The sequence below is a fragment of the Nocardia vermiculata NBRC 100427 genome, assembly GCF_001613265.1.
GTDB lineage: Bacteria > Actinomycetota > Actinomycetes > Mycobacteriales > Mycobacteriaceae > Nocardia > Nocardia vermiculata.
Window position 1 is genome coordinate 187469 of record NZ_BDCA01000006.1, and the last position, 23207, is coordinate 210675.

The following is a 23207-nucleotide window of genomic DNA, read 5'->3' on the forward strand; positions in this document are numbered from 1 at the left end:
TCCGGCGGCAACGAGGGCCGCGAAGGCGGACCGCTTGCGTGGACAGTCGTGATCGCGATGGACCTGCATCCACAGGTGGGCCTCCGCGAGGGTGAACGGGCGGTCAGGGCACGCGCAGCTCCACTCCGACGGCCACGCGAACGTTCGGGGCCGACCTTCGCGTCGATTGCTGCCGCACGAGCTGTCATGTGGTGCGGCGGGGTCACCCGGCCAGAGACAACCGGCCGCAAGCAGCGCCACCCCACATCCCGACAACACCGTCACAATGCTCGACAGGGCGTTCCAGGTCCCCATCGGGCAATCACTCGACCCGAGTATCGTTCGGGTACAGTCCGTTTGCGAGCTCGTTCAGTCCGGCGAGCACCTGCCGGAACGTTTCCGCCGGAACCACGCCGTGCCGAAACGGCTTGCCGGTTTCCTGGGCGGCGGGGAATTCGACACCGCGGCAGTGCGCCCGCTCGCGGGGACTCAACCGCGGCGGCTCGACCCGGTGGAAGTGCACCAGCGTGTGGTAGGCGACCTGTTTCCAGGCACAGTGTTCGGCACGGCAACACAGATGCTGCTGCATCGTGGCGTGGGCAAGTTCGATCTGCGAGAGTTCACAGATACTCGGCGGGGTGACCCGTACCTCGTCGGTCAGCGGGTTGTGCACGGTTTCATCTCCCTCGATTTCATTGGATCAGTGGGCTATTCGAGACGAACGCTCGCCGAACCGATACGAGTCGGCTATCATGGTCGGTAGCAGCGACACGGACACGGGCTACACCCCGCGACCACGGTCGCCCTGGTGCGAGCGATTTTTCGGGTTCCTCTTGGTTGGTACGGACCGCAGTAGCGGTCTCGGTTTATACATTTGCCTCGCTTGCGACACCAGAACACCACTCACCCGCCTGGACTGGTTGCGCGACACGAAATTTCGGTGGAAGTGCTGTAAAGCGCCAGGACGGATTACAGGATTCCCGAAGCACCGTTTCAGTGTGAAACGAAACAGATTGGGGGCATTCGATGGCCGAGAACGGGGAACCGCTGTCCCTGCCGAAGCGCCAGCTCGGCTATTACCTGCGGCAGGCGCGCGATGAGGCCGGACTGACGCTGGCGCAAGCTGCCGCATATGTCGGACGCTCCGCACCCACATTGATGCGGATCGAGAAGGGACTGACGCAAAAGCTGTCACTTCCGGAGATCGAGGCCTTCTGCCGGTTGTACCAGTTCGATCAAGAGAAGATCGAGGCCATGAAAGGCCTTGCTCAGCAGGCGGATACAAAGAACTGGTGGCATGAGTACGACGACCTGATCCCGGCGGACTTCGACATCTACGTGGGGTTGGAGACTGCCGCACAGACGATCGTCACCTACCAGCCTGAACTGGCCCCGGGCCTACTACAGACCCCCGACTATGCACGAGCACTTTCACGCAGTTCGTTGCCGGATGCACCGGAAGCCGAGATCGAGCGGCACGTCCAGCTCAAGATGCGCCGACAGCTACTCATCACCCGCAAGGCGCACCCAGCCGGGCTGCAGCTCATCATCCACGAAGCTGCGCTCCGGCGTGTGGTTGGCAGCGGCAAGGTGATGAGCTTCCAGGTCCGCCATCTCGCGGACATCAGCATCCGCGCGAACATCGAGGTGAGGGTTGTCCCGTTTGCGGCCGGCATCCCGCTGGGAGACCAGGTCGGTGCCTTCGTGATGTTGCAGTTCGCCGCTGCCAAGAACACTGTCGTATACGTGGAAACCTTCACCGGCGACTTGTATTTGGAAAAACCCGCTAGCGTCCGCCGGTACGCTGACGCATACGGAGCCGTGCAGACCGCCGCACTCGACGCGGCAGCCAGCAGGGCAACGTTGCGGCAGGTAGCGAAGGAGCATGCACGATGAATATCGATTTATCCGGAGCGCAGTGGTTCAAGAGCAGCCGAAGTAGCGGTACCAGGGAGTGTGTCGAGGTCGCGTTCCTCGGCGGCGGCCAGGTCGGCGTCCGTGATTCCAAGAACCCACAGGGTCCAGCTCTCGTGTTCACGCCCGACGAATGGGACGCCTTCACGGGCGAGATATGCCACGGCGAACTGTTCCGGCCCCAGGCATAGCGATTCCATGGCGACTCCCTCCACAATCGGTTCGATCCGGCTGGTCGACCTGCACGTAGGTTCGGCCGCGAGCGGCAGGGCTTCGCCAACATGAAAGACCGTCCTCCATGACCGATGCCCGTCGTCTCGTAGACAAGATGTGGTCCTACTGGCCCGTCCCCGACGATGCGACCGCCTGATCCGGCCCCGGGATCAGGCGGTCGATCACCGGCGCGCAAGCTGTGGGTCTACGACCTGCGCACCAACCAGACTTCACGCTCAAACAGAACCCACCACGCCGCACCACCTCGACGACTTTGTCACCTCCTACGGTCCGGGCCGCGACCGCGAGACCCGCGTCGAGTACCAGCGCTGGAAATCGTTCACCTACGACGAGCTCATCGCCCGCGACAAGACCAACCTGGATATCACCTGGTTGCGTGACGAATCACTGGAAGACACCGAGAATCTTCCCGCCCCGGAGATCATCGCCCGAGAAATCGTCGAAGACTTGACGGCGGCGTTGGCCGAATTCGAGGCCGTCGTAGCAGCATTGGAGCAAGGCGCAGCAGCACAAGCTTCCGCTGACTGACAGCTCGGCCCGGCCCGCGAGCAGTGGAGGCAATCATGAGAACCGGAGAACAAATCGACGCCCGCGTACGGACAGAGATACTGATCTAAAAGATGACCGCTAAATTCGGACCACTCACGGCCGCCACCAGCCAGCGAGTCCAATCTGCGGACCCCACGCAGGTCCGCACCTGGATGAACCGAATCCTCACAGGCCACACGCTCGACGAACTGAGTTCACCTCGCCCAGATCAAGCCCTCCGAACCACTGACCCGATGGTTCTGCTGAAGAAGAAGCTTCCGACGGGGCGCCGTGCTTTCACCAACCAGGGGACGACGGCAGCGTTTCAGGCCGCTCGGTTGTGCGAACAGTGAAAAGCATATCGCCCATTTCCTTCGTCTTCGGCGGCTTCGGAAACAATGAATATCCCCACGGTCGACACCGATCCATATCGCCCGGATCAGAATTCACCACAGCAATCTTCCAGCCAGAAAAAATATTGATCGGCGGACCAGCCCAATACGCTTCGGGATCCAACCCCTTCATGCCCGGAAAAATCGCAGACGGAACAGACTGCACCGTCGGTGAGGCGTCACGGCCGATCTCCCGGGTAAACGTCGTACGCGTACTCTCGATCGTTCCGAGGCGCGGAGAATCATACTGCGGATAGGACGCTGTGGTCGCCGTTCCGGCGACCTGTAGACAACTCAACGACTGGAATCCGTCTTTCGTCGTCACCAAAGACATCAATCGCCACTGCAGGGTCCCCACCAATCCCTTGCCCATGAACGCAGAGGCCACATGGGATCCGATGTCGCTGGTCTGTGCCTTTTCAAAGCCGGCGTACGTATCGACGAAGCGACTATAGTTCCCGATGAATTCCGACTCGGCGGCACCTCTCGACAGCTTCGCCTCGATACTCGACAAATCGATACCCGGTTCAACACTCCACACGGATGTGGCGTCCGAAATCGACAGTGGAGGCCTGTAGGGAAATACTTCCATCGCCGGCAACGAACTGCGGGAATCATTCTGACTCCCGCACGCGCCCAACAACAACACGACTGACAACACCGTCACAGCCCGCATCGAACGAACAACCTTGCGAGACGACGTCTTGGAAGAAACGATCGAAGCCCCCCACCGACTCACCAGGACGCCAGCCAATTGTTTTTCCCCTTCTTCTCCAACTCGTCGGTCTTCAACACGGCCAGCGAGCCTTGACCATCGGACGTCCCGCTGGAGATGATCTCCCGCCGGAACCAATCATTCACCTGGGTACCCAAGCGCATATATTCCAGGCGACCACCGTCGTCGACACCCGAATTGTTCAGGTCGGTCGAGAGCTTGTCTGCCAGCAGATCTGCCTTGTCGTCGGTATTCGCGGCCGACAGATACGGCTTCACGGTAAAGGATCCATCCGGTGATGATTCGAGCATTACGTCCCGAACATCGGGTGGCAACATCAGCGGCTGCACTCTTCCCGATTCGATGAGCTGCGCCATCATGTTGTAATTTTGCGCCCCGATGGTTCGCGACCGCGATGCGTCGTAGCCATGATGGTCCGAATCTTCCAGATAATCGTCACGAATCTGCCCGGAAAGGTCCGGGTCAACACTGGTCAGCGGATTCTTGTAGTACTCCGATACCGCCTGAGCCAGTGGACCGCCGATCGCGCCCGCAGGCCCCGCTATGCCGGTCAGCCCCAACAGGTTCTGTGCCACGCCGTAGGCGGCCGATTTCTGATCTGCCAGCGCCTTGGCGCGCGCGGTCTCATCCGTCGTGAAATCCGCTACCTCCGCGGCCATCCCACTGTCGACCAATGCCTGCAAACGTCCCGAATACGTGCCCAACCCTCGCTGTTCCTCGCCGCCACCGAAAGCCCCCGCGGCGAAGTTGCGGTCGATCTTCTCGGCGAGCCCTAGTGCCGCACCATTGATCGTCGCACCGGCTCTCGGATCGCCGTCCAGAATGCTGAAAATGCGGGTGCCGTCGACCGGGCCGACGCTGTCGGCCGGGAACCCACTGGTTCCCGTGATCTCGGAAGGAGCCCCCACGATGTCACCCACATACGGCGCCAGACTGTTCGCAATACTGCGAGTGACGAGCGGATTCACCTGCCCGAGCGAATGATTCTCCTGACCGGGCATATTGAGCAGGGTGTCGTACATGTTCACACCGCCGCCCGTCTTTGTAGTCGACAGCAATTCCGCGAGGGCGCCGGCAGCCTCGCCGGCATGCTCGGCCCGGGTCGGATCGGCGTTGGTAGCGTCACCGCTCACCCAGTCCATCAACGAGCCTGCCGCGGCGCCGTCGTCGGACCATTCGTGCGTGAGGATGGCGCCCATGGCGGATTCGTGGTCGTAGGCGTGCCAGGACTGCCCCGGTGTGTCTTTGCCGAACAACTCGTCACTGCCATTTCCGGTGAGCAACGCGTAACTCGCATCGTTGCTGCGCCCGGCGGCACCCAGCAGGCTCTGTGCGGCGTTCTCCGAGTCACGGAGCGCTTCGGCATCGGGGTATTTGGTGCCCATATAGTCACCGATCCCGCCATGATCGAGGATCCAGGCCTGGTGGGCTGCCTGGCGGCCCATCTCGACCCCGAGCCGATCCCCCGGCATGTAGTCCGGGTCGCCAGCGTTGATGAAGTCACCGAAGGCCGCCAGGTCCGCGTTGTAGTCCAGGATCGCGCTGCGATGATCGGTCTTGGGACCGAACATGCCTGGCCGATAGTCATCGGGCAGTTCGCGAGTGTTCGAATCAGGGGCACCCGCCAGATTGGGGCGGGTGCCGACGATTTCTCGGATCTCAGAGTTGAGTTTGCCGAACCCGCCGCGATCGACGATCTTTCCTTGCGTGTCCCGGGTGACCACACTCTCGTTGGAGAGGGTCATCATTCCGCCGGCCAGTCCCGCCCGCAACTGCTGCGCTTGCGACGAGCCGTCGTTCTTCAGGTTCTCCGACAGGGTCAGCAGACCGTCGCGGCCGGATTTGTCGTACAGGTTCGTCAGGTAGTCCATTGTCGATTGCGGGACTGTGAGCACCTCCCCGCGCTGGATTGCATTCCAATCCTCTTTGCTGATTCCCGCCTGTGTCAGATGTTCGAGAATCCTGGCGCGTTCATCGTCGGACAACTTCCCGTCCGCGATGGTCTCGCCGTCCTCACGCCCCTGGTCCCCTGTAAGCTTCATCCTCGGATCAAGCTTCGCCGGCGCCTCCGCCGCCACCGTGGTGACGCCCTGGGTGTCGGGCAACGCGTTCTGGATATGAGTACCAGCATTCGTGATTGCGGTGCCCAGGTCGTTCAGCGCCGACTTGATCGGCAGCTCGAACGTATCCTTACCGTATTTGAGCAGCGCAGCCAGGGCTGCACCTTGGTCATCCGGGTTGTCCAACGACGAGGTCGCTGCCACCTTGGCGCCGTGACTCGGCTCGACGTTGCCATCGTCGGACACATCGTACTTCGCCTGCACGGCCGCCGAGATCGCCTGTGTCGCACGATTCTTCGCCCCCCAGATCGCATCCCGATCCGCTGTCAGGGTGGTGATCGCAGTCTGTAGGTCCTCGGTGAAGCGTCGACCTGCGGTGACTGCCGCCGCAGCAGTGTCACGCGCCCGGTCTCCAGTCTTTCCGGTCCAGAAGTCGCTCGACTGACGAAACTCGTTGCCCGACTTGTCGAGGTTGATCTGCACCGTGTCGTGCACGGTCCGCCATTCGGTGATCAACCCGTCCAGCGCGTTCGGATCACATGTCTCCGCTTGCGATCTCGTTGCCGCCATGTCGCCCCCCTGCCTCCTCAGCGCCCACTGTCGACGCGGTCGTACTCACGTGCACGGTCCTCGTCTACCTGCAGAAATATCGCAGACACCGTGACAGTGTTGGCGGCCAGCGCGTCGAATATGCCGGCGATGTCGTCCACGGCGCTCCGCACCACTGGGCTGACGGATGCATACGCCTGCCCGACCTGGAATCCGGGAAACGCATTGGTCAGAGCAAGGCCAGCACCGCCCAGCGGCACCGTTTTGACCTCACCAGCATGACTCTTCACATTTCGCGCCAGAACGGCGGCATCGGCGCCATCGATTTTGAATGTTTCACCCAGCGGATTCCCCACGAGCGACGATATTACGAGACAGGCCCCGTTTTGCCCAGTTCGACCGAAACGCCGGTATGGTGGCCCCAGCGCGGAACACTGCAGCGCAGTGTGGGGAGTGGAGGAATACCTATGGGCACCGGGAACCTCGATCCGATGCAGGAGAATACGAGAAGTCTGGTCCAGGCACTGACCACAGCCCGGTCGTCCGCGCGATCCTCCGATGGGCTGTTGGCCGTCGAAGCCTGCGCCGACGGTGAGATCGAGATCCGGATCGATGATCGCGCCCTGGTCTACGGCGGGGCGGCGGTAGCGGCTGAACTATCCAGGCTGGCAGCCCAGGCGTTGACCAGCGCCCGGTCGCAAGTGAGCACCGCGATGGAGGCTTTCCAGGCCGATCCCCGCATCACCGCTGCCATTCAAGCAACGTCGGATGCGATGGATCAACCGCTCACAACAACCGCGCCACCCCCGTTGCCCGTCAGCCATGACACTCGGCCGTCAACACACCCAGCGACGGATCCATTTGTGAGAACCAATGATTCACGATCGATCAACCGGCAAACGCCGACAGCACATCAAGCGCTACCTCCATACGACCTGTATGACGACGATGTTGATCAGGATTCCTACTATCAACGCAAATCCTGGCTGGTCTGAGCCGGCGAGATCCCGGCCCCGAAGACATTGATCCCGAGCGCACTGGTTCACCCGGAACGATCCAGCATCGAAAGTATCCGACCGGCCGGCCTCAAACCGTCTCGCGCAGAGCGTATTACACGATTCACCCCGTTTGCCTGATTGGCTGCCGTGGGCAACGGCTCATCGACCTCGACATCCCCGACCGCGAGGCCCTGGGCCCGTACCTGCCCCGGCTGCGGTTCCTGCTCGACGACATCGCCGCACTCGACCCCGCCGCCCTGCGTAAACGCGACCTGACTCCCGCGGCGCGGATCCTGCTCGTCCTGCAACGCATCGCCCCCAAGAACACTGCGCTCGGAAACGATATGCTGGACTGGCTCGACGACTTCCGCGAACTGGAGTACGGCCCGGACCCGCTCAGCGACTACCGGGCCATCCTCACGTACCTCATGGCAGTCGGCGAAGCCCCAGGGGCCGACCTCGCAGTAGTATTCAGACAACTCGGCCCGCACGCACAGGAGGCGGTCATGACAACCGGCGAAAGCATCAAAGCCCTCGGACGCACCGAAGCACTGATCGAACTCATGACGGCTAAGTTCGGTCCACTCCCTGCCGGCACCATTCACAGAGTTGAATCAGCGGACCCAGCACAGGTCCGCGCCTGGAACATCCGAGTCTTCACCGCGAACACTCCGGACGAGCTGCTCGACTGAGTTCACCGCCCGGCCGGGATGCCCGGGGCCGCACACCTACGGCCCCGGTTCACTATCAGACCCGTTCCTTGGACCGAGTCCGCACGCGAAGGGCGATCGGCTTCTGGGTCTCGGCGAAGAAGTCGTTGCCCTTGTCGTCGACGACGATGAAGGCCGGGAAGTCTTCGACCTCGATCTTCCAGACCGCTTCCATGCCGAGTTCCGGATATTCGAGGACCTCGACGTTCTTGATGCAGTCCAGGGCGAGGCGGGCGGCGGGGCCACCGATGGAGCCGAGGTAGAAGCCGCCGTGTTCCTTGCACGCCTTGGTGACCTGGGCCGAGCGGTTGCCCTTGGCCAGCATCACCATCGAACCGCCGGCCGCCTGGAACTGGTCGACGTAGGAGTCCATCCGGCCCGCGGTGGTGGGGCCGAAGGAACCGGAGGCGTAGCCATCGGGGGTCTTGGCGGGGCCAGCGTAGTAGACGGCCATATCGCGCAGATATTGCGGCATCGACTCGCCGGCGTCGAGACGTTCCTTGATCTTGGCGTGGGCGATATCACGCGCCACCACCAGCGGGCCGGTCAACGACAGGCGGGTCTTGACCGGGTACTTCGACAGTTCGTCGCGGATCTCCGACATCGGGCGGTTCAGGTCGACCTTGACCACATCGCCGCCGAGGATGGCGTCGGTCTGCTCCGGAAGATACTGGGCCGGCTCGGTTTCCAGCTGCTCCAGGAAGACACCCTCGGGGGTGATCTTGGCCAGGGCCTGCCGGTCGGCCGAACACGACACCGCGATCGCGACCGGGCAGCTGGCACCGTGGCGCGGCAGCCGGATCACCCGCACGTCGTGGCAGAAGTACTTGCCGCCGAACTGGGCGCCGATACCGAAGGACTGGGTCAGCTTGAAGACCTCCTCCTCCAGTTCCAGATCACGGAAACCGTGCGCGGCCAACGACCCTTCGGTGGGCAGGGCGTCGAGGTAGTGCGCGGAAGCGTATTTCGCCGTCTTGAGGGCGAATTCGGCACTGGTGCCGCCGATCACGACCGCAAGGTGGTACGGCGGGCAGGCGGCGGTGCCCAGCGAGCGGATCTTCTCGTCGAGAAAATTCAGCATTCCAGCCGGGTTCAGGATGGCCTTGGTCTCCTGGAACAGGAACGACTTGTTCGCCGAACCGCCCCCCTTGGCCATGTACAGGAACTTGTAGGCGGGATGGCCGGGATCGCCTGCGGTGGAGTACAACTCGACCTGCGCGGGCAGGTTGGAACCGGTGTTCTTCTCGTCCCACATGGTGATCGGCGCCAACTGCGAGTACCGCAGGTTCAGCTTGGTGTAGGCGTCGAATACGCCGCGGGAGATCCACTCGGCGTCGTCGGTGCCGGTCAGCACGCCCTCGGACTTCTTACCCATCACGATCGCGGTGCCGGTGTCCTGGCACATGGGCAGGATGCCGCCCGCGGAGATGTTGACGTTCTTGAGCAGGTCCAGCGCGACGAAGCGATCGTTACCGGAGGACTCCGGGTCGTCGATGATCTTGCGTAGCTGCGCCAGATGAGCGGGACGCAGGTAGTGGCTGATGTCGTGCATCGCCTCCGCGGTGAGCATCCGCAGCACCTCGGGCTCGACCTGGAGGAAGGTGCGCCCACCCGCCTCGAAGGTGCTCACGCCCTCGGTGGTCAGCAACCGGTAGGGGGTCTCGTCGGCTCCGGTGGGCAGCAGATCCGAATAGCGGAACTCTGGCGCGGTCACGAATCGCACTCCTTGTATGTCTTCGGGTGCACTCGGCCGCGGCGAATCACGATCGGCCGAAACAACGATCCGACTCTAGCCAGGGCGCCGCACCGCGCCGAGGGCAGGCCAGCCTAATCTGCATTGCCGTACGCAAAGGTTGCACCTTCAACGTAGGAGGTGTAGGTGTCGATCCGAACGGTGACTCGGCTATCGCCGGCAGGGTGCGACATCGGCTGTCGCCTACAGCGGGAAGGCAATACCATCACCACGCACAGACCTGGAGAGGAACCGTGACCGAACCCCGTTGGCTCGACGATCTCGAAACCCGCGCGTGGCTCGGTTTCGTGTTCACCCGAGACCTCGTCGCCGCGGCCGTCGGCCGTGATTCGCTCCGTGTCGCCAATCTCACCCACGTCGAGTACACCGTGCTGTCCCGGCTGGCCGACGCACCCGATCACCGCCGCAGCTTCGCCGACCTGGCCGCCGTCCTGGAGTGGTCGCAGAGCCGGTTGTCACATCAGATCACCAGGATGGAGAAGCGCGGCCTGGTCGCGCGCCAGTCCATTCCCGACGATGCGCGCCGCACCGCCGCGGTGCTCACCACCAAGGGTGCGGAGGTGCTGGCGACCGCCGCTCCCGCACACGTCGACAGCGTCCGCCGGCACATGATCGACGTCCTGGATCGCGATCAGCTGACCGCCCTCGCCGATATCTACGACACATTGCTCACCCATCACCGCGCCCCTGACCGACGGGTGGACACATGGATCGACCGCAGTGGTTCGCTCACTCCCGCCCGTTCCGCTCCTCCCGGCGGCTGAGGGCGTGGCAGAGCACACACCGGGCCGGAGTGTTTGATTTGTTCACCAGCGGGTATCGGGTAAGACTAGGCTCGACTGCGGCGCCTCGACAGACACCGCGCGCGAGCGACCCTGACGAACCGACCTCCCTTACGAAAGGGGCAGGAGTTTTCATGTCCGACGTGTCCATCGGCCTGTCGCCGGATTCGCGGCCGGCCGGCCCGGTCGACAACCTGCTTCCCGAGCTGGTCGAACACCTGCGTCAGAATCGCACCGAGCTCCGTGAGGAATGGGCGCGCCGCATTACCGACGCCCAGTTGCTGACGGCGATGACACCGGAGGAGATCTTCTCCGAGGCGACGTCGGTCTACGACAATTACGTCGAGGTACTCGAGACCGGCAGTGTCGAGGCCCTGCAGGCCTACGCACGCGATCTGTCCGAGCGCATCATTCCGAGAGGCGTCGAGACCGACGAGGTCATCGGCATCGTGCTGTTGCTGCGAGATGTGCTCTCGCGGAGCCTGTTCGAGAAGTACCAGTCGGACTTCGGTCTGCTGAAGAAGGTGCTCGACGCCTACGAGCCCGCTGCCAATCGGATCGCCAACACGGTGGCCATCTCGTTCGTGCAGGAGCGCGAGCGCGTCATCCGCCAACAGCAGGAGGCCATCCGGGAACTGTCCACCCCGGTCCTACAGGTACGCGAGCAGTTACTGATCCTGCCGATCATCGGCGTGCTGGATTCGCAGCGCGCCCGCCAGCTCACCGAGCAGTTGCTGCGGGCCATCCGCGCCAACCGCGCCAAGGTCGTCGTGATCGACATCACCGGTGTGCCGATGATCGACTCCACCGTGGCCAACCACCTGGTCCAGACCGTCGATGCTTCCGGGCTGATGGGCGCCAACGTGATCATCACGGGCCTGTCCTCGGAAATCGCGCTCACCCTGGTCACCATCGGCCTGGATCTGACGAAGATGAATGCGGTCGGCGACCTGCAGGGGGGTATCGAGGAAGCGGAGCGGCTGCTCGGCTACGAGATCTCCCGGCTGACCGAACGCGACGGACGGTAGTCGGGGCGCCCCATGCCGGTACCCATTCTCAAACAGGGCACCTACCTGATCGCATCGGTGCAGTCGGCCCTGACGGACGCCGATACCGAACGCCTGCAGGACGACTTGATGGCCTATGTCAGCAAGTATCGCGCTCAGGGCATCATCGTCGATGTGACCGCGATCGACGTGATGGATTCCTTCGCCGCGCGTTCTCTGCGTACCATCGCCCATATGACCAAGCTGCGGGGAGCGGAGACGGTCATCGTCGGCCTGCAACCCGAGGTGGCCTTCGCGATGGTCCAGCTCGGCCTGACATTCGAGGACATGCATACCGCGCTGGACCTCGAAGAGGGTCTGGCATGGCTCAACAAGAAGCTGTCCAACAGCCGGCGAGACGGTCGGTGATCGTGGCCTCCGATAACGTGGTGATTGCGGTGAAGGTGTCGGGCGACATCGTTATCGCACGTCAGGCCGGACGGGAGCTGGCCACCGAGCTCGGCTTCACGCTGACCGATATCACCATGATTTCCACGGCCATCTCCGAAATCGCCCGCAACATCACCAGTTACGCCGGAACCGGGGAGATCCGGGTCGCGGTGCTGGAACGAGAAGGCCGGCAGGCGCTGGTCATTCAGGCCCAGGATCAGGGACCCGGAATTCGCGATATCCCGCGCGCACTCGAAGACGGCTACTCCACCGGCCGCGGCCTGGGCCTCGGCCTGCCCGGCGCGCGCAGGTTGATGGACCGGTTGATCGTTGAGTCGACACCGGGGCAGGGAACACTCGTCGAGATGTGGAAGTGGGTGCCGCCCGGTGCATGAGGACGGATCGGCCGGCACAGTGGAGTGGGCGGTCGCCGGACGAGCACTACCGGGACAGCCCGTCTCGGGAGACCGGTCGGTAGTTCTCGACGCGGGTGACGGATCGGTGTTGTTCGCGGTCCTCGACGGACTGGGCCACGGTGCCGCGGCCGCGGACGCCGCGGACCGCGCGGCGAAGATACTGGCCGACAATCGCAACGAACCGCTCGATGTGCTGATGGTGCTGTGTCATCGGGCGATGGCCGACACCCGGGGTGCCGCGGTGTCGCTGGTGTTGTTCGGCGGTGACGACCGGCTCGAATGGCTGAGCGTAGGCAATGTCGACTCCCGGGTCGTCGCGATCGGCCCCGGAAAGCCCGAACTTCGCGCCTCGGCGCTGCTCACCGGCGGTATCGTCGGCTACCGTTTGCCGCCGAATCTACAAACCCAGACCTTGCTCATCCGTCCGGGCGACATTCTGCTGATGTCCACCGACGGTATCGTCAGCAATTTCGTCGACACCCTGGATCTGGCGAAACCGGCTACCGATATCGCCGCCGACATCCTGTCGCGGCACGGTAAGGACACCGACGACGCGCTGGTACTCGCGGCGCGCCACCGTGGTCGTGCGGCAGGTGCCAGATGAACGCGGCTCGGCGAGCCCCGGTGGCAGCGCGCAGGCGCGTGCCATGAGTGCGGTGCTGGCCGCTTTCCGCGAGGCCTATGCGAATGCGCTTCGGCTACACCTGGATTCACCCACCCAGAACACGCTGTCGGAGGGCTACGAGCTGGGCCGGCGGGCACTGGTCGAGGGCGTCAGCATCCTCGATCTCACCGAGCACCACTTCCGCCTGCTCGACGCGCAGGGCCTGATCGCCACCTCCGCCACGCGGCAACCGCAGGCAGGAAGTTCCGACCGCGCGCAGGCCGCGCTGGAATTCCTGCTGCAGACACTCGCGGCGCTCGATGTGGCCACCCGCGGGTTCCTCGACAGCACCCGCAGTTACGAACTACAGCGGCTACGCGCCGACGATCTGGAGGGCCGTGACGCCTTCCGCACGGCATTGGTCGAATCGCTGCAGGACGGATTCTTCGTCGCCGCCGACGACGGCACGATCACCGAGGTGAATTCCGCATTCGGTGCGCTGACCGGCTACGGCCCGGCGACCGCGCCCTACCCGCTGCCGCATCCGTGGACCGACAATTCCGAACCCCACTATCCGGCCCTGGGCACCGAGGCGGCGCGATTCGTGATGCCGGCCAGGCACCGCGACGGGCGACGGGTGTGGCTCGCGGTCAGTACCTCCTCGCTGCGCAGCCCGGAGGACGACGAGCGGATCTATGTCGGCACCATCCGCGACGTCACCGCCGAACACGATGCGCAGGCCCGCGATCAGGCGGTGTCACGCCTGGCCACCGCAGTCGGTGCGGCCACCACCGTGGCCGAGGTCCTGGCCGTCGGCCTGGAGGAGTTGCGGCGCGCGATCGGCGGCGAGACCGCCGTGGTCTCGATGTGGGCGAACCGCCAGACCGCACCGGAACTGTATGTGTCGGGGCCGGTCAGGGGCACCGACGGCGCCGCACCGGTACCCGGAGACGCCGTGGCGCGCAAGGTGATCGATGCGCGGGCGCGGGCACTGCTCGACCGCACCCGGATGCGCCCGCACCGCGCGATGTTCGCCATCCCCGAGGGCGCCGCCAGTTCGGAAGGCATCGTGGCGCCGCTCGGCGAAACCGGTGACGCCGCGCTGTGGGTACGGTTCGCGGCACCCCGTGCGATCAGTCCGGGCGATTGGTCGTTGCTGACCCTGCTGGTCGGGCATCTCAGTCTGGCACTGCAGCGTGCCCGCAACTTCGACCAGGTGCGATCGACGTCGTTGACACTGCAGCGGGCGATGCTCGGCCCGATCGATCTGCCGCCGGGTTTCGCGGTGCACTACGAACCCGCACTCCCCCCGCTCGAGATCGGCGGGGACTGGTACGACGTGGTGCCGCTGCGCGACGGCACCCTCGGCATCGTGGTCGGAGATTGCGTCGGGCGCGGCCTGTCCGCGGCGGTGGTGATGGGCCAGTTGCGCACCGCCGCACAGGCGCTGCTGCTGCGCGGCGCCGGACCGGCCCAACTGCTCACCGAACTGGATGCGGTGGCCGCGCGTATTCCGGGCGCGATGTGCACCACGGTGTGCGCCGCCATCCTCGATCCGGCCCGCGGTGTGCTGCGCTATTCCAGTGCGGGGCATATGCCCCCGGTGCTGGCGGCGCCGGGGCGGGCCGGGCGCCTGCTGGAGGGCGGACGGGCGGTACCGCTGGCGACCTTCGACATGGGCCGGCGTCCCGAGGCGACCACGGCCATCGATCCCGGTGCCACGCTGGTGCTGTACACCGACGGCCTGGTCGAGCAGCGCGGCATCGACATCGCCGATCACTTCGACCAGTTGGCCGACGAATTGTCCGGCGCGGCCGAGTATCTGCCATGGGAGGTGGCCGATGCGGTGCTGTCGCGGTTGCGTCCCGATGTCGGCTACGACGACGACATCGCGATGGTCGTATATCGCCATCCGCCCCCACCGCTACGGCTGGACGTGCCTGCCGAACCCACCCGGCTCGGCGTGGTGCGGCGGACACTCACCGCCTGGTTGTCCTCGGCCGCCGTCGGACACGAGCTGGCCGCCGATCTGGTCTCGGCCGCCAACGAAGCGTGTACGAACAGCATCGAGCACGCTTACCTGCGCGAGGACGCCGGCAAGGTACAGCTCACCGCCGAGTGCGCGGATGATTCGATCCGGCTCGAGATCATCGACTCGGGAACCTGGCGTCCGCTACCCGAGGACCCGGGGCCCCGGGGCCGCGGCCTGGCGATGATGCGCGCGCTCACCGACGACATGGAGATCGACCACACCGCGGCGGGAACCCGGGTCCGTTTGACGGTGCGGCTTCCCTCGGTCACCTTCAGCGCCGCGAGCCGCGTGTAGCGCACCGGGGGTCGGGGATCGGCAGCACGTGCCCTGCTCGTCTCGCCCGGGGATCGCACGCACGTCGTTTCAGGCGCCGAATCCGGAGCTCCAGCTCGACAATGCCCGGTCGAGGATGTCGGCCAGCTCCTCCTCGGGATGGTCGAGCCAATACTCGTATCCGGCCATCGCGCCCCCCAGCGCACAGTAGCTCGCCACCTGCGGCTGCAGCTCGCGCCGGTCCACATCCAGCCGTCCGGCGATGAAATCGGCCACCACATTGCGCCACTCTTGATAGCGGAGAGTCGAATGCGCTTGTAGCGCAGGAACTTTCAAAATCAATTCCATCCGCTTACGGTGCCACGGGACCTGCTCGGGATCGAAGCGGTTGAACGCGACCACCACGGCGCGCACGGCGTCGGCGATCGACTGATCCGCCGGGCAGCGGTCGAACAGTTCCCGCATCCCCTGCAGTTGATCGGTGAAGCTGCCCCACACCACGTCGTTCTTGGATTCGAAGTACCGAAAGAACGTCCGCTTACTCACCCCGACCGCGGCCGCGATGTCACCGACGGTCGTCTCGTCGAAACCTCGCTCCTCGAACAGCGAGAATGCGGCGCGTTCCAACTCGATTGCGCTGGTAGAGGGCCTACGGCCGGCCCGGGCGCGGTGCGAGCCCGACTTTTCCGCCGCACCCTCTTCCATTTTGTCACCGGATGCCATTATGCTGTGTGTCACTCCCATCACCCATCGCGATCCGCAGGAGGAGCACTCATGAACGAACCCATCACCAGCCAGACAGTAGTCCCCGGCGAGGACACTCTGGTCGAAGACGACCTGCTCGTCGAGGACGTTTCGATCGATGGCATGTGCGGTGTCTACTGACGCCTTCGATCCGGCAGGCTCCTATCGGCTCGCGCCCTCGATCTCGTTGCGGCCCGAGCCGTTCGGAGCCCTGGTCTACGACTTCACCACGCGTCGTCTCTCCTTTCTGAAGACGCCGCAACTGGTCGCGGTCGTGCAGGGACTGGCCGGACAACCCGACGCGGCCGCCGCTCTGGCGGCCGCGGGGGTCACCACCGCCGAACGCCCGAGCTACCTCAACGCGCTGGCCGGCCTGCTCCACGCGGGCACCATCGAGCCGCGTCCCGCCGGTGCGAACGAACAGGATCCACGATGAAACTGGTCGAACACTTCAAACACGGCCTCGATGCGCCGATCTGCCTGACCTGGGAACTCACCTACGCCTGCAATCTGGCGTGCGAGCACTGCCTGTCCTCCTCCGGCCGTCGCGATCCGCGCGAGCTGTCCACCGAGGAGTGCAAGGCGTTCATCGACGAGCTCGAACGCATGCAGGTCTTCTACGTCAATATCGGCGGTGGCGAGCCGACCGTCCGCAGTGATTTCTGGGAACTGCTCGACTACGCCGTGGCCCACCACGTCGGAGTGAAGTTCTCCACCAACGGGGTTCGCCTCACCCCCGAGCGTGCCCGGCAGCTGGCGGCCACCGACTACGTCGACGTGCAGATCTCCATCGACGGCGCCACCGCGGAGGTCAACGACGCCGTACGCGGTCCCGGATCCTTCGATACGGCGATGCGAGCGATGCAGAACCTGGCCGACGCCGGATTCGAGAACTTCAAGATCTCGGTGGTGATGACCCGCCACAACGTTGATCAACTCGACGAGTTCAAGGCCATCGCCGACCGTTTCGGCGCGCAGCTGCGCATCACCCGGCTGCGTCCCTCCGGACGCGGTGCCGATGTGTGGAACGAGCTGCATCCCACCACCGATCAGCAGCTGACCATCTACGACTGGCTCGTCGCCAACGGCGAGGGCGTGCTGACCGGTGATTCGTTCTTCCACCTCAATGCGCTGGGCTCCACGCCGATCGCGGGCCTGAACCTGTGCGGTGCCGGCCGGGTGGTGTGCCTGGTCGATCCGGTCGGCGACGTCTACGCCTGCCCGTTCGCCATCCACGACGAATTCCTCGGCGGCAACATCCGCAATCCGGGCGGGTTCGAAAGCGTCTGGCGCACCTCGGAGTTGTTCGAAGAACTGCGGCAACCGCAGACCGGCGGCGCCTGCACCTCGTGTTCGGCCTACGACGCCTGCCAGGGTGGGTGCATGGCCGCGAAGTTCTTCACCGGCCTGCCGCTGGACGGTCCCGACCCCGAATGCGTGAAGGGCAACGCCGAACTCGCGCTGGCCGGTGTCGGCGCGAAACCACAGCCGGACAAGAACCACTCCCGCAGCGCACCACGCACCCGCACCGTCGCGCTCGGAATTCCCACCCGCGCCGCGACCACGACCGCGCCGGACCGGGCCTGCGACACCAGCCCGCTCGCCGGTCTCACCTGACGCCCCCTCCCCCGGCCGCCGTCCCCGCCGCTCTGCCCGCGGCCGGGGCGGCAGGTCCGGCCCCCTCACTTCAGTGCAAGGATTCTCATGGCAAGCACCCGTGACTGGTTCGAATCGGTCGCCGAAGCACAGCGACGCGCGAAGAAGCGTGTCCCCAAGGCGGTCTATCTGGCGCTGCTGGCCGGCTCCGAAGCCGGTGCCACCCTCGACGACAATGCCGCCGCGTTCGCCGAACTCGGCCTGCGCCCGCATATCGCGGACCTGTCCCCGACTCGCGATCTCGCCACCACGGTGCTGGGACAAGAGATCTCGATGCCGGTGATCTGCTCGCCCACCGGTGTGCAGGCGGTGGACCCGGCCGGTGAGGTCGGTGTCGCCCGGGGCGCGGCGTCGTCGGGCACCGCGCTGGGACTGTCCTCGTTCGGCTCCAAGCCGATCGAGGAGGTCATCGCCGCCAACGACAAGACCTTCTACCAGATCTATTGGCTCGGCGACCGCGACAGCATGCTCGCCCGGCTCGACCGGGCCCGCACCGCCGGCGCCAAGGGCCTGATCGTCACGCTGGACTGGGTTTTCGCCAGCGCCCGCGACTGGGGCAGCCCCGCCCTGCCCGACAAAGTCGATCTGAAGACCGCGGTACGGTTCGCGCCCCAGGTCGCCACCAAACCCGGCTGGCTGCTGCGCTTCGCCCGCACCGGCAAACTGCCCGATCTCACTACCCCGAATCTGGTGGCCCGCGGCGAGCAGGGGCCGACCTTCTTCGGCGCCTACGGCGAATGGATGGGCACCCCGCCGCCGACCTGGGACGACCTGGCCTGGTTGCGGGAACAGTGGGACGGACCGTTCCTGATCAAGGGTGTCGGCCGGCCCGACGACGCGAAGCGCGCGGTGGATATCGGGGCCAGTGCGATCTCGGTATCCAACCACGGTGGCAACAACCTCGACACCACTCCCGCTTCGATCCGGATGCTGCCCAGTGTGGTTCAGGCCGTCGACGGACAGATCGAGATCCTGCTCGACGGCGGGATCCGGCGCGGCAGTGACGTCGTCAAGGCCGTGGCCCTGGGCGCGCAGGCCGTGATGATCGGCCGTCCGTATCTGTGGGGTATGGCCGCCGCCGGTGAGCGCGGCGTGCACAACGTCCTCGAGGTACTGCGCCAGGGTATCGACTCGGCGGTCTACGGCCTCGGACATTCCTCGATCCACGACCTGTCGCCGGCCGACGTCATCGTCCCCGACGGCTTCACCCGAGGAATGTAGCGACCCCCGCACCGGTGGCCGTCGTCACGGGCGCGGTCCGCGGTATCGGCGCGGCCACGGCGCATCAGCTCGCCACCGAGGGCTGGCGGATCGTCGCGGTCGACTCCCTCGGCCGTCTCGACGCCGCGGCCTCCATGATGACCGGCGGACAGCCGCTGTGGGAGACCACTCGCGACCCGTGGGCGCCGATGTTCGATATCGGCGCCCACGGTACGGCCGATCTCGCGCGGGCCGCCGTCCCGGCCATGCTGCGGCAGCCGGCACCCCGAACCGGACGGTTCATCGGTGTCGCCTCGGCCGCGGCCCACCACGGACTGTGGCATCTGTCGGGCTACAGCGCGGCCGAGCACGCCGCCGTCGGTCTGATCAAGGCCCTCGCCCACGATCTGCGCGGCACCGGCAACACCGCGACCGCGGCCTCCCCCGGGTTCAACCCGCACCGCGTTGCTCAGCGAAACGGCACGCCGCTACGACCTCGGCGACGTGGCCGAGGTCGGGGGGCACCGGCTGGTGGACCGGATCCTGGATCCCGACGAGGTCGCCGCCGTCCTCACCTGGCTGTGCTCACCGAAATCCGCCGCGATCACCGGCAGCGGCGTCCACGCCGACGGCGGTTTCCTGGGGTGCGTGCGACGCGCGCGATGCCTCCTCGCGCGCTGGGTATTTCGCCGCGCTGCCGGTAGGGCCCGCGTCGGCGCCCCGCGCGGGCGACCTCCTCATCGGCGGATGCCGGACGCATCACATGGACAGGAGCCCCCGGTTCCCGTAGCGTCGAAGCAGACATCCGGTATGGCATCGGTGCCCCTTCCCGAGTTGCAACGCACCGGATTCCCAGCCGGAGACAGGCGACGGGATCCGTTGCCACAGTGTTCCGGCACGCACGAACGTATCGCACGAATGCTCCGTCCGCGATCTCGATCCGGCCGTCCTCGCCCGTCCGCGGTGCGGTCACTGTAGGTGCCCACGCAGACTGCAGGGAAGGAACTCATGGCTATTGCCGAGGTCGCCACGTACGCACACCTCACCGACAGCGATATCGCCGAGCTCGGCCGCGAACTCGACGCGATACGCTGCGACATCACGCGAACGCGGGGTGAGCGGGACGCCGCCTACATCCGGCGTACGATCGTCGCTCAGCGCGCGCTCGACGTGGCGTCCCGGACGGTGATCGCACTCGGACGCGGCCGGCGCGGCTGGATGCTCGGTGTGGCGGGGCTGTCGACGGCCAAGTGCGTGGAGAACATGGAACTCGGCCACAACATCGGCCACGGCCAGTGGGACTGGATGAATGATCCCGAAATCCATTCCAGCACATGGGAATGGGATATGGCCGCACTGTCGTCGCACTGGCGTTACGCGCACAACCACCGCCATCACGTGTACACCAATGTGCTGGGTCTGGACGACGATATCGGCTTCGGGGCGATGCGGGTGACCCGCGACCAGCCGTGGCGGTGGTACACGAGTCTGCAGCCACTGCAGAACCTGCTGCTGGCGCTGACCTTCGAGTGGGGTATCGCACTGCACGGGCTCTGGGCCGAATACGAGCGGTCCGACGGACGCGTCGCCCGGGCCGCGCACACCAGGGCGTGCCTCGCCAAGGCGGTCCGGCAGATCGGCAAGGACTACGTGATGTTCCCCGCGCTGACCGGCCGGCGGTGGCGGCGCACCCTGGCCGCGGCGGTCGCCGCCAACGCACTGCGCAACGTCTGGGCGCATACGGTCATCTTCTGCGGTCACTTCCCCGACGGCGCCGAAAAGTTCACCTCGGACGTGGTCGAGCAGGAGTCACGGCACGAGTGGTACCTGCGGCAGTTACTCGGCAGCGCGAACTTCGACGCGGGGCCGGTGCTGCGGGTGCTGAGCGGGAACCTGTGTTATCAGATCGAACATCACCTGTTCCCCGACCTGCCGAGCAACCGTTATGCGGAGATCGCGGTCCGCGTGCGGGCGCTGTGCGACAAGTACGACCTCCCCTACACCAGCGGTTCGCTACCGCGCCAGTATCTGCTGGCGATGCGGACCGTCCACAAACTGGCCTTACCGGACCGCTGGCTCCGCGCCGGCCCCGACGACGCTCCGGAGACGGCCTCGGAACGCAAGTTTCACACCGCCGACCTCCACGCCACCGAACGCAGCACCGGCCACTCGGAGCAATCCTCGAGACGTCGCCGTGGATTGCGTACCGCATTGCGCCGGCCCACCGGGCCGACCGCCACCACCGAAAGAGATATTTCATGAGTAACGACGACACCGCGGGCCCACGGTTGTTCAGCCACGAGGATGCGGCCACCGACAGTGCGCCCGCCACCGCGGCCCGCACCGACCTTCGGCCCACCTTCCTTGCCCCACCGGGCGAGGCGACCCGCGCCGAGACCGACTCGCAGAGTCCGGCTCGCACGCGGGAACCGGGCCGCCGCGACGGCCGGCGGTCACCGCATGCGCGCCGACCCCGCCCTACTACTGCGCGCGGACAAGGCAGGCGGGGCTAGTTCGCTATTCTCCGCGCCACTGTGGCGCACGCTTCTCCGCGAAAGCACGAGCGCCTTCCTGGGCGTCGGCGGAGGTGAAGATCGGGCCCGCGATCGCGCTCTGCCGCTCGAACATTTCGTCCTGCGGCCAGTCACCGCTGTCGCGCATGATCTGCTTGGACGCACGGACGGCAAGCGGGCCGTTGGCCGCGATGGTCCGGGCCAGTTCGAGCGCCGTGTTCAGCGCGGCGCCTTCGTCGGTGAGCCGATTGACCAGACCGAAATGGTGCGCCCGTTCGGCATCGAGCAGGTCGCCGGTCAGGGCCAGTTCCAGCGCCACCGCGGGCGGTATCCGCCGTGGCAGGCGCATCAGCCCACCGGCAGCCGCCACCAGACCGCGTTTGACCTCGGGAATGCCGAATTTCGCTGCACGCGAGGCGACGACGAGATCTGCGGCGAGCACGGCCTCGCAGCCGCCCGCGAGTGCATATCCCTCCACCGCCGCGATCAGCGGCTTGTCCGGCGGCGCCTGCACCAGGCCGAGGAATCCGCGGCCCGGAATCACCGGGGATTCACCGCGCACGAAGGCCTTCAGATCCATTCCGGCGCAGAAGGTGCCGCCGGCACCGGTGAGCACGCCGACCGAGAGATCGTCACGGGAGTCGAGCTCGGTCATCGCCGCGGCGACACCTTCGGCGACCGCGAGGTTGACGGCGTTACGAGCCGCCGGCCGGTTCAAGGTCACCACCAGCACGCCGTCGTGCGCTTCGACCAGTACTTCGTCGCTCATCGCAGCTCCGTTCCGGCCGCGGCGGCGCATCGGGTGTCGCTACTGCCGGCCGCCGGGCCCGCATGGTTTCGTTCGACGTTCATATCCGTCCTCTGTCGCGCTCGTCGCTGCGCCCGCCACCGCGGGCAGGCGCAGTGTGATTGTGCCTGGTACTTCGACAGTCTCGCTCACCGTGCGGTGAGACCGCCGTCCGCCGTCACGACCGATCCGGTCATATACGAGGATTCCGCCGAGAGCAGGAACGCGATGATGCCGGCCATCTCCTCCGGTTCGGCGCGGCGGCCCAGCGGGGTGGCCGCGACCGCGTTGCTGGTCACGCCCTCGACTTCGCGGGCGCGGCGGGCCAGCGGAGTGTCCACCACTCCCGGGCACAGGCAGTTGGCGCGCACCCCACGATCGGCGTAGCCGACGGCGATCGATCGGGTCAGCCCCAGCACGCCACTCTTCGACGCGTCGTAACCGCAGGTGTTGGTGTTCGCCGAGATCAGTGACGCCACCGACCCGATGGTCACCACACTGGCGGCGTCCGCCTCCAGTAGATGGGGCAAGGCCGCCCGGACCGCCAGGAACGTCCCGTTCAGGTTGATATCGATCACCGAGTACCAGTCGTCGAGCGACATCTCGTGCGGCAGGCCGGAGCGAGCGATACCCGCGCAGGTGAGCACGCCGTCCAGTCCGCCCAGTTCCTGCGCCGCGGCACTCACCGCGGCGTCGACCGATTCCGGCCGGGTGACATCGGCTTCGAACGCTACCGTCCGGTCGACATCGGCTGCCAGGCGCTGGGCGGCGTCGACATCGCGATCGAGCACGGCTACCGCGGCGCCCTCGGCGGAGAGCCGTCGTACCGCGGCGGCACCGATCCCGCCGGCACCACCGGTAATGAGAATCCGCCGGTCCTGTAAGCGTTGTCCGTTCGTCATCGTCAGTTC

Annotated in this window: 26 protein-coding genes and 1 pseudogene; 19 read left to right on the plus strand and 8 right to left on the minus strand. The window is 65.7% G+C overall.

Annotation, left to right across the window (positions count from 1 at the left end; all coding sequences use genetic code 11):
- Window positions 1-301: 301 nt before the first annotated feature.
- Window positions 302-652, minus strand: a complete 351-nt coding sequence (locus NV2_RS10325) for a hypothetical protein (RefSeq protein WP_067871341.1) — start codon at window positions 650-652, stop codon at window positions 302-304.
- 353 nt (window positions 653-1005) lie between these two features.
- Between NV2_RS10325 and NV2_RS10330 the strand changes: the two genes are divergently transcribed.
- The 3 genes from NV2_RS10330 to NV2_RS10340 all read left to right on the plus strand — a co-directional run bounded on the left by NV2_RS10330 (window position 1006) and on the right by NV2_RS10340 (window position 2655).
- On the plus strand, window positions 1006-1875 hold the full coding sequence (locus NV2_RS10330) for a helix-turn-helix domain-containing protein (protein WP_067871342.1): 870 nt from the start codon (window positions 1006-1008) through the stop codon (window positions 1873-1875).
- Window positions 1872-2084, plus strand: a complete 213-nt coding sequence (locus NV2_RS30735; RefSeq protein WP_084474282.1) for a DUF397 domain-containing protein — start codon at window positions 1872-1874, stop codon at window positions 2082-2084. The genes NV2_RS10330 and NV2_RS30735 overlap by 4 nt, the downstream gene beginning before the upstream one ends.
- A 139-nt stretch (window positions 2085-2223) precedes the next feature.
- Entirely contained in the window at window positions 2224-2655 is a 432-nt protein-coding gene (locus NV2_RS10340) for a hypothetical protein (protein WP_067871344.1), read from the plus strand.
- Window positions 2656-2952: 297 nt separating this feature from the next.
- Here the strand turns inward: NV2_RS10340 and NV2_RS31375 are convergent, their stop codons facing one another.
- From NV2_RS31375 to NV2_RS10355, 3 genes are read right to left on the minus strand one after another with little or no spacing between them, the layout of a single operon-like run.
- On the minus strand, window positions 2953-3723 hold the full coding sequence (locus NV2_RS31375; RefSeq protein ID WP_157102840.1) for a hypothetical protein: 771 nt from the start codon (window positions 3721-3723) through the stop codon (window positions 2953-2955).
- A 59-nt stretch (window positions 3724-3782) separates the two neighbouring features.
- Window positions 3783-6413: a TPR repeat domain-containing protein gene (locus tag NV2_RS10350; RefSeq protein WP_067871346.1), complete on the minus strand. Its 2631-nt coding sequence runs from the start codon at window positions 6411-6413 to the stop codon at window positions 3783-3785.
- A gap of 17 nt (window positions 6414-6430) precedes the next feature.
- A complete protein-coding gene (locus tag NV2_RS10355; RefSeq protein ID WP_067871347.1) occupies window positions 6431-6748 on the minus strand; it encodes a hypothetical protein in 318 nt (105 codons plus the stop codon).
- 111 nt (window positions 6749-6859) lie between these two features.
- Here NV2_RS10355 and NV2_RS10360 point away from each other — a divergent pair, with 111 nt between their 5' ends.
- Both NV2_RS10360 and NV2_RS10370 read left to right on the plus strand, forming a co-directional pair.
- Window positions 6860-7387: a YbaB/EbfC family nucleoid-associated protein gene (locus tag NV2_RS10360; RefSeq protein ID WP_067871348.1), complete on the plus strand. Its 528-nt coding sequence runs from the start codon at window positions 6860-6862 to the stop codon at window positions 7385-7387.
- Window positions 7388-7734: 347 nt separating this feature from the next.
- Window positions 7735-8082 carry a hypothetical protein gene (locus tag NV2_RS10370; protein ID WP_067871350.1) on the plus strand — a complete coding sequence of 116 codons (348 nt, stop codon included), beginning with the start codon at window positions 7735-7737 and terminating at the stop codon, window positions 8080-8082.
- Window positions 8083-8137: 55 nt separating this feature from the next.
- Here the strand turns inward: NV2_RS10370 and NV2_RS10375 are convergent, their stop codons facing one another.
- Window positions 8138-9814, minus strand: coding sequence for a fumarate hydratase (locus NV2_RS10375; RefSeq protein WP_067871430.1), 1677 nt, complete (start codon window positions 9812-9814; stop codon window positions 8138-8140).
- Between the two features lie 272 nt (window positions 9815-10086).
- On the opposite strand from NV2_RS10375, the gene NV2_RS10380 reads away from it, so the two are divergent.
- The 6 genes from NV2_RS10380 (at window position 10087) to NV2_RS10405 (ending at window position 15417) form a co-directional block, all read left to right on the plus strand.
- The gene (locus NV2_RS10380) at window positions 10087-10617 is read left to right on the plus strand and encodes a MarR family winged helix-turn-helix transcriptional regulator (protein ID WP_067871351.1); all 531 of its coding nucleotides are present in this window, start codon (window positions 10087-10089) and stop codon (window positions 10615-10617) included.
- A 152-nt stretch (window positions 10618-10769) separates the two neighbouring features.
- Entirely contained in the window at window positions 10770-11663 is an 894-nt protein-coding gene (locus NV2_RS10385) for an STAS domain-containing protein (RefSeq protein ID WP_067871352.1), read from the plus strand.
- Between the two features lie 12 nt (window positions 11664-11675).
- Window positions 11676-12050: an STAS domain-containing protein gene (locus NV2_RS10390; RefSeq protein WP_067871353.1), complete on the plus strand. Its 375-nt coding sequence runs from the start codon at window positions 11676-11678 to the stop codon at window positions 12048-12050.
- On the plus strand, window positions 12050-12466 hold the full coding sequence (locus NV2_RS10395; protein WP_373863547.1) for an ATP-binding protein: 417 nt from the start codon (window positions 12050-12052) through the stop codon (window positions 12464-12466). The genes NV2_RS10390 and NV2_RS10395 overlap by 1 nt, the downstream gene beginning before the upstream one ends.
- Window positions 12459-13091, plus strand: a complete 633-nt coding sequence (locus NV2_RS10400; protein ID WP_067871354.1) for a SpoIIE family protein phosphatase — start codon at window positions 12459-12461, stop codon at window positions 13089-13091. The genes NV2_RS10395 and NV2_RS10400 overlap by 8 nt, the downstream gene beginning before the upstream one ends.
- Before the next feature lie 43 nt (window positions 13092-13134).
- The gene (locus NV2_RS10405; protein WP_067871432.1) at window positions 13135-15417 is read left to right on the plus strand and encodes a SpoIIE family protein phosphatase; all 2283 of its coding nucleotides are present in this window, start codon (window positions 13135-13137) and stop codon (window positions 15415-15417) included.
- 69 nt (window positions 15418-15486) lie between these two features.
- Here NV2_RS10405 and mftR read toward each other — a convergent pair whose 3' ends face one another.
- Window positions 15487-16134, minus strand: a complete 648-nt coding sequence (gene mftR / locus NV2_RS10410) for a mycofactocin system transcriptional regulator MftR (protein WP_245662535.1) — start codon at window positions 16132-16134, stop codon at window positions 15487-15489.
- 36 nt (window positions 16135-16170) lie between these two features.
- Here mftR and mftA point away from each other — a divergent pair, with 36 nt between their 5' ends.
- From mftA to NV2_RS31380, 8 genes and pseudogenes are all read left to right on the plus strand, one after another.
- Complete coding sequence (mftA, locus tag NV2_RS10415) at window positions 16171-16281, plus strand: mycofactocin precursor MftA (protein ID WP_067871356.1); 111 nt, start codon at window positions 16171-16173, stop codon at window positions 16279-16281.
- Entirely contained in the window at window positions 16271-16576 is a 306-nt protein-coding gene (mftB, locus tag NV2_RS10420) for a mycofactocin biosynthesis chaperone MftB (RefSeq protein WP_245662536.1), read from the plus strand. Before mftA ends, mftB begins: the two co-directional genes overlap by 11 nt.
- Complete coding sequence (mftC, locus tag NV2_RS10425) at window positions 16573-17757, plus strand: mycofactocin radical SAM maturase (RefSeq protein ID WP_067871358.1); 1185 nt, start codon at window positions 16573-16575, stop codon at window positions 17755-17757. The genes mftB and mftC overlap by 4 nt, the downstream gene beginning before the upstream one ends.
- A gap of 87 nt (window positions 17758-17844) precedes the next feature.
- The gene (gene mftD, locus NV2_RS10430; protein WP_067871359.1) at window positions 17845-19017 is read left to right on the plus strand and encodes a pre-mycofactocin synthase MftD; all 1173 of its coding nucleotides are present in this window, start codon (window positions 17845-17847) and stop codon (window positions 19015-19017) included.
- A 14-nt stretch (window positions 19018-19031) separates the two neighbouring features.
- Window positions 19032-19388 (plus strand): annotated as a pseudogene (locus NV2_RS32665) (SDR family NAD(P)-dependent oxidoreductase); the annotation flags it as partial.
- Window positions 19389-19500: 112 nt separating this feature from the next.
- Window positions 19501-19974 carry an SDR family oxidoreductase gene (locus NV2_RS32670; RefSeq protein WP_281198528.1) on the plus strand — a complete coding sequence of 158 codons (474 nt, stop codon included), beginning with the start codon at window positions 19501-19503 and terminating at the stop codon, window positions 19972-19974.
- A gap of 30 nt (window positions 19975-20004) precedes the next feature.
- Window positions 20005-21258, plus strand: coding sequence for a fatty acid desaturase family protein (locus NV2_RS10440; protein WP_067871433.1), 1254 nt, complete (start codon window positions 20005-20007; stop codon window positions 21256-21258).
- Window positions 21255-21509 carry a hypothetical protein gene (locus tag NV2_RS31380; protein ID WP_157102842.1) on the plus strand — a complete coding sequence of 85 codons (255 nt, stop codon included), beginning with the start codon at window positions 21255-21257 and terminating at the stop codon, window positions 21507-21509. The genes NV2_RS10440 and NV2_RS31380 overlap by 4 nt, the downstream gene beginning before the upstream one ends.
- A gap of 4 nt (window positions 21510-21513) precedes the next feature.
- Here NV2_RS31380 and NV2_RS10445 read toward each other — a convergent pair whose 3' ends face one another.
- Together NV2_RS10445 and NV2_RS10450 are read right to left on the minus strand one after the other, a co-directional pair.
- Complete coding sequence (locus tag NV2_RS10445; RefSeq protein ID WP_067871360.1) at window positions 21514-22278, minus strand: crotonase/enoyl-CoA hydratase family protein; 765 nt, start codon at window positions 22276-22278, stop codon at window positions 21514-21516.
- A gap of 167 nt (window positions 22279-22445) precedes the next feature.
- Window positions 22446-23198: an SDR family NAD(P)-dependent oxidoreductase gene (locus NV2_RS10450; RefSeq protein WP_067871361.1), complete on the minus strand. Its 753-nt coding sequence runs from the start codon at window positions 23196-23198 to the stop codon at window positions 22446-22448.
- Between the last annotated feature and the right edge of the window lie 9 nt (window positions 23199-23207).